The following is a 5,965-nucleotide window of genomic DNA, read 5'->3' on the forward strand; positions in this document are numbered from 1 at the left end:
GAATCACACCGTCCCGACCATAAAAATCAAAGGGTTACAGTTTTTTTGTACTGTAGCCCTTTTTGTTATCTTGAATTTGCGTATCTGGTACACCCCAATTTGGGGACTATGAGGAGAATAATAAAAATGGATATTACAAAGTTTTCCAAAGTTGCCGAGTCTTTGAGAAAATTTCAACGTGCCGAATTAAAAGAGTTTGAGAAAGAACTTGGGGATAAGCCCGTAGACGCAGTTTACGTTGACCCTCTTCCCAATATGGCTGTACTCAATACTGTTTTATCCAGTAATACGACCTTCATTTTTGGCCGCAAAGGAACTGGGAAAAGTACAATATTTGCGAGAGCGCAATCAGATATTCGTGAAAAAGCCGATTCCCTTTCAGTATATTTAGATGTTAAGTCCATCAATGAAAGCTCACAAACATCTGACGTAATTACCAAGGAAACAAAAGGTAGTGAACTGGCGAACGAAGTAATTCAGCCACATCTAATTCGCAAAGCATTCTTAATCGAGATTTTTTCTCGCCTAATAGATGAAATCGATAGCATCTGTCGGAAAACGGGAATTGTGGATCGTTTTCTTGGAAAAACCAAGAGATATGACGAGTTAAAGCGAGAGCTATTTGAGCTGAAAGAGCGCGCTCGCAAAGGAGTACTAAATGATGCCGAACTGCCGATACTTCAGTTAATTGAACGAGAAGCCAAACAGCGAAATTCTCGACAAACCACAGACGAAAACACGAAAAGTGTCGCCGCAGGAGTAAGCACAACAGACGCGTCTTTCAAAGGCGACTATAAAAGCTCTGATCTCGAAGAAATTTTAGACGACAAGGAGATTTACGAACGTTACTCCGCGGCCGTTCTTAGAACGTTCCCATATCAAGAATTTATCACCAAGCTAGTAGTTCTATTGGAAGAATTGTCATTTACTAGCCTGATTTTATTTTTCGATGATTTTTCCGAACTCAGTTGGATAGAACAAAGATTATTTGTTGACGTCATTTTGGCGCCATTGAACAACACTAGTGGCGAAAAAATTAAACTGAAAATCGCGGCCTATCCAGGACGTGTTTACTATGGAAATATCGATCCTGGCAAAATTGACATCCTCAACTTAGATTTTTACCAGTTATATAAAAGTAGCGATGTGCAAACAATGGAATCTCGCGCCATCGACTACACAAAACGATTAATCGAAAATCGGTTTGAGGTTTTCAACATCAAATCATTTGACTATTTTGCTAAAACTAACCCTATCGAGGAATATTACACACTGCTATTTCAGGTTTCCTTCAATGTTCCTAGATTGATGGGGCATATCTTACATATCTGCTATTTGGATCAAATCTCCCGGGGTGAACCCATTACTCTTCAGAGCATAAGACTCGCCTCTAAAAAATATTACGAACAAGTTCTTAAGGCATATTTTGATCGCAAAAATCGTTTTGCAACAGAACCTTTTGCGAGAAAATTGGATCGTAATAATCAAAAAATCTTATTGCAAAAAATTACGCATGAAGCGCGTGAAGTAAAGTCCAATATTTCCACCGGAAAAATAGGTGGCACCTATTTTGAAGGCTTAACAAATCCGCCGGTAAGTCACTTCACAATTTACCCATCTTTAGAGCCCATGATGGCCTCTCTTGAACTTAACTTCTTAGTTACAAAATATCATGAGATGCGTGACAAATCTGGAGATGATGTTTCAGTTTATTGTCTGAATTATGGATTATGTGAAGATGATCGTTTAGCGTGGGGTTACCCCAAAGGTCGTAGGGATGACCGTAGCTATTTCGTCCAACGGTGTTTTTCCTACAATGCTGTAATTCACCAGTTCCTCGCCGCCACACGCACAATCCGCTGCGATGATTGCGGCGCGACATATCCGATTGAGGATAAAGAAAAAATTGAATACTTCAATTGGCAATGTAAAGAATGCAAAGCAGGAAAATGCAAGGAAGTAAACTTATCAGCTGACTATATGAAGGAATTAGCAGCACTAAATGAGGATATGAAATTAGAGGAAGTCGAATTGGACATTCTCGAAGTTCTGAATTCTGAAGGTAGAGAAATGCGTGCAGGAGAAGTTTCTGCACTTATTGATACATCACATCAACTTGTTGGTGCAAGGACGGCCAAACTAAAAGATTCTTTTTTGGTTGAGAAAGAAACAAAAAATAACATCACCATGAATCGCATAAGTGAACGTGCGAAGGAAATATATTTTTCTGAGTCAGAATGATGATTTATAAGGCTATTATTTTCCGTATATAGCGAACTTTAATAGCCAACCACATAAAAAAAGGTTGCAGCATTTCGCTAGCAACCCTTTTTCATTTCCGGCTCATCAAACCACGCGCCGATTTATTCTTCCGGCCGACTTACTTCAACAGCGCCAGGATCTCAACCAACTCATTACGAATCGCGCTGAGTTCATCCGCATCCACCGTAGGTCCGTTATCCGGCACTACATCATCATCGCCACCTGCTTCCAGGATACGGCTATCGAGTTTGTTGCGTGCGCCGCTGATGGTGAAACCTTGTTCGTACAAGAGCTCACGTATGCGACGTATCAACAGCACTTCGTGATGCTGATAATAACGACGATTGCCGCGCCGCTTGACTGGTTTCAGTTGCGTAAACTCCTGCTCCCAATAGCGCAGGACGTGCGGCTTCACCCCGCACAATTCGCTCACTTCACCGATGGTGAAGTAACGCTTGGCGGGAATTGGCGGCAACGCAACCAATTCTGGTTTCTGGATCCGTTCGTTCATCTAATCAGGCTGTTTGCACGAGCGGCTGCTGGCTGGAATCTTCCACCATGCCCTTGAGCTTCTGGCTGGCGTGGAAAGTCACGACCCGGCGTGCGGTAATCGGGATTTCTTCCCCGGTCTTGGGATTGCGACCCGGGCGCTGTGGCTTGTCACGCAACTGAAAGTTGCCGAAACCGGACAACTTGACCGATTCGCCACGTTCCAGTGCGTTACGGATTTCGTCGAAGAAAGTTTCGACCATATCCTTGGCTTCGCGTTTGTTCAAACCAACTTGCTCAAACAGCAATTCTGCCAGCTCAGCCTTGGTCAGCGTAGGGAGGTTTTTTTCGGCTTGTGAGCGTACTTGTGCCTCCAGCATCGCACGGTTGAGATCAGCAGCTAATACGGATTGGAGTTCGGCTGAATTCACGTCATTCATATCGTTAGTCCCTGCCTGCTTATGCACGCAATCTGGCCCCATGCTTCGTAGTGGCGGCAGCAACAAATGCGGCCATTGCGGCATCAACCAGATCGTCTTGCAGGGTTAATTGAGTATCTTGTAAGGTGAAGCGGAAAGCAAGGCTTTTTTCATCCGACTCCAGTCCTTTCCCGCGATATTCATCAAATAAAACAACCACTTGCAGAATATTGCAAACAGGATTGTATTTCTTTTCAGAAATAAAAGCATCCATCAGATCTTGCATCGGGACTGCTTGTTTGACTACCAGCGCGAGGTCGCGTGTTACCGCAGGGAATTTCGAGATTTCCTTGTAGCTCGGTACGCCCACGCTTTGCAATGCACTGGCGTTGACTTCAAACAATACCGGAGCCAGCGGCAAGTCATATTTTTGCTGCCAGCGCGGATGTAATTCGCCGATAAAACCAATTACTTCGCCATTGAGCAAAATACTGGCGGAGCGTCCCGGATGCAAGGCCGGATGCTCAACTTTGACAAATGTTAAGGTTTGCGGCGCAAACAAGGCTTCCAGATCCGCTTTCACATCGAAGTAGTCGACGTTGCGCGTAGCCTGGCCCCATTGCTCTTCAGCAACCGAACCATATGCAATCGCAGCGACACGTTTAGGCTGGTCGAAACCGGCAACCGACAATGGGCCGTCTTGCTCAACATTGTTGCGCAGGTAGATCGCACCGATTTCAAACAGGCGGATACGGCTGACTTTGCGATTCAGGTTGTAACGCACGTTGGCGATCAGGCTGCCTATCATCGACGAGCGCATGACACTCATCTGGCTGGCGATAGGATTGAGCAGTTTGATCGGATTGGTGTTACCGGCGAAATCCGCTTCCCATTCCTGTTCAACGAAACTGAAGTTGACCACTTCCTGGTAATCCGCATCAGCCAGCTGACGACGTATCGTGAACAGCGAGCGGGTGTTTTCCGGCGGGATACGCATGGCACTGGCCGCGACTGGCGGCAATGCAGGGATGTTTTCGAAACCGTAGACGCGCGCGATCTCTTCGATCAGATCTTCTTCGATTTCGATATCGAAGCGATACGATGGCGGCGTTACCGAGAATACGCCATCCTTGTGCGTGAAGCTCAGGCCGAGACGGGTGAAGATGTCAGCGATCTGCTCATCAGTCAATGGCACGCCAATGACTTTGACAGCGCGTGCAGTACGCACACTGACCGCAGGACGCTTAGGCAGGTTCACCACATGATCATCGATAGGACCGACTTTGGTCAGATCTTTCTGGCCGCAGATTTCAACGATCAATGCGGTGATGCGTTCCATGTGTTCGACTGTCGTAGCGAAGTCAACACCACGCTCAAAACGATGGGCTGCATCGGTAGAGAAGTTAAAACGACGACCACGGCCCTGGATCGCATTCGGGTACCAGAATGCAGCCTCGAGGTAGATGTCTTGCGTATCCAGCGATACGGCAGTGGCATCGCCACCCATGATGCCGGCCAGCGATTCGATTTCTTTTTCGTCCGCGATCACGCCTATCCACTCATCGACGGCAACTGTATTGCCATTCAACAGTTTCAGCGATTCACCCTTCTTACCCCAGCGGACATCCAGTCCGCCGTGGATTTTGCTCAGGTCGAATACGTGCGTAGGACGACCGAGTTCCAGCATGACGTAGTTAGAGATATCAACCAGTGCCGAAATCGGACGCTGGCCGCTGCGCTCAAGGCGCTGCTTCATCCAGTCCGGGGTCTGCGCCCTGGCATTCAGGCCGCGTATGATGCGACCGGAAAAACGACCACACAGATCAGGAGCCGATACTTTCACCGGCAAGACATCGGTAATCGTTGTTGTCACCGGCTGGAAGGCCGGCACTTTCAATGGCGTACCGGTCAAGGCCGATACTTCACGTGCCACACCCAGCACCGACAGGCAGTCGGCCTTGTTCGGTGTCAGCTTGATGGTGAACTTGAGGTCGTTGAGTTGGTAGTAATCACGGAAATTTTGTCCGACTGGTGCATCCGCAGGCAAGTCCATCAGGCCGCCCTGCTCGTCCGACAATTTCAGTTCGCGTGCCGAGCACAACATGCCTTGCGATTCAACGCCGCGCAATGCGCCGACTTTGATTTCGAATGGTTTGCCGTCTTCACCAGGTGGCAGGATCGCACCAGCCATCGCACAGACCACCTTCATGCCGGCACGCACGTTAGGTGCACCGCAGACGATGTTGAGCATGGTGCCGGTACCGACATTGACCTGGCACACATTCAAACGATCAGCGTTCGGATGCTTGGCGACTTCCAGTACTTCTGCCACTACCACATTCGAAAATGGCGGCGCCACCGGTTCGACTTCTTCGACCTCGAGGCCGGACATCGTCAACAAGTGTGCCAATTCGTCCGAAGTCATGTTCGGATCGACCATCGTACGGAGCCAGCTTTCGGAAAATTGCATGATTAAAACCTTTTGCCACAGACGTCACAAAAATACAGAAAGAATCAGAGCAGGCGCTGCAAGCGCCGCTCCGGCTTGTCACTGCTTTTAGTTGAATTGTTTGAGAAACCGCAAATCGCCTTCGTAGAACAGGCGCAGATCGTTGATGCCATAACGCAGCATCGTCAGGCGTTCGAGGCCGGAGCCAAACGCGAAGCCGATGAATTGTTCCGGATCAAAACCCATATTGCGCAGCACGGTCGGATGGACCTGACCCGCACCGGATACTTCCAGCCAGCGACCTTTCAGCGGACCGCTACCGAAAGCGATATCGATCTCGGCGGAT

Annotated in this window: 4 protein-coding genes and 1 pseudogene; 1 reads left to right on the forward strand and 4 read right to left on the reverse strand. The window is 47.9% G+C overall.

Features of this window, described 5'->3' with window-relative positions:
* Positions 1-126 precede the first annotated feature (126 nt).
* On the forward strand, positions 127-2,241 hold the full coding sequence (locus tag DBR37_RS13270) for a transcriptional regulator (RefSeq protein WP_124574978.1): 2,115 nt from the start codon (positions 127-129) through the stop codon (positions 2,239-2,241).
* A gap of 139 nt (positions 2,242-2,380) precedes the next feature.
* On the opposite strand, the gene DBR37_RS13275 is transcribed toward DBR37_RS13270, so the two are convergent.
* The 4 genes and pseudogenes from DBR37_RS13275 to DBR37_RS17305 all read right to left on the reverse strand — a co-directional run.
* Positions 2,381-2,773, reverse strand: a complete 393-nt coding sequence (locus tag DBR37_RS13275) for a MerR family transcriptional regulator (RefSeq protein WP_124574979.1) — start codon at positions 2,771-2,773, stop codon at positions 2,381-2,383.
* A gap of 4 nt (positions 2,774-2,777) precedes the next feature.
* Positions 2,778-3,191, reverse strand: a complete 414-nt coding sequence (locus DBR37_RS13280) for an integration host factor subunit alpha (RefSeq protein WP_124574980.1) — start codon at positions 3,189-3,191, stop codon at positions 2,778-2,780.
* Between the two features lie 19 nt (positions 3,192-3,210).
* Entirely contained in the window at positions 3,211-5,640 is a 2,430-nt protein-coding gene (gene pheT, locus DBR37_RS13285) for a phenylalanine--tRNA ligase subunit beta (protein WP_124574981.1), read from the reverse strand.
* An 87-nt stretch (positions 5,641-5,727) separates the two neighbouring features.
* Positions 5,728-5,965, reverse strand: a pseudogene (locus DBR37_RS17305) (phenylalanine--tRNA ligase subunit alpha); the annotation flags it as partial.

The organism is Herminiimonas sp. KBW02, assembly GCF_003852535.1.
In the GTDB taxonomy this organism is placed as follows: domain Bacteria; phylum Pseudomonadota; class Gammaproteobacteria; order Burkholderiales; family Burkholderiaceae_D; genus Oxalicibacterium.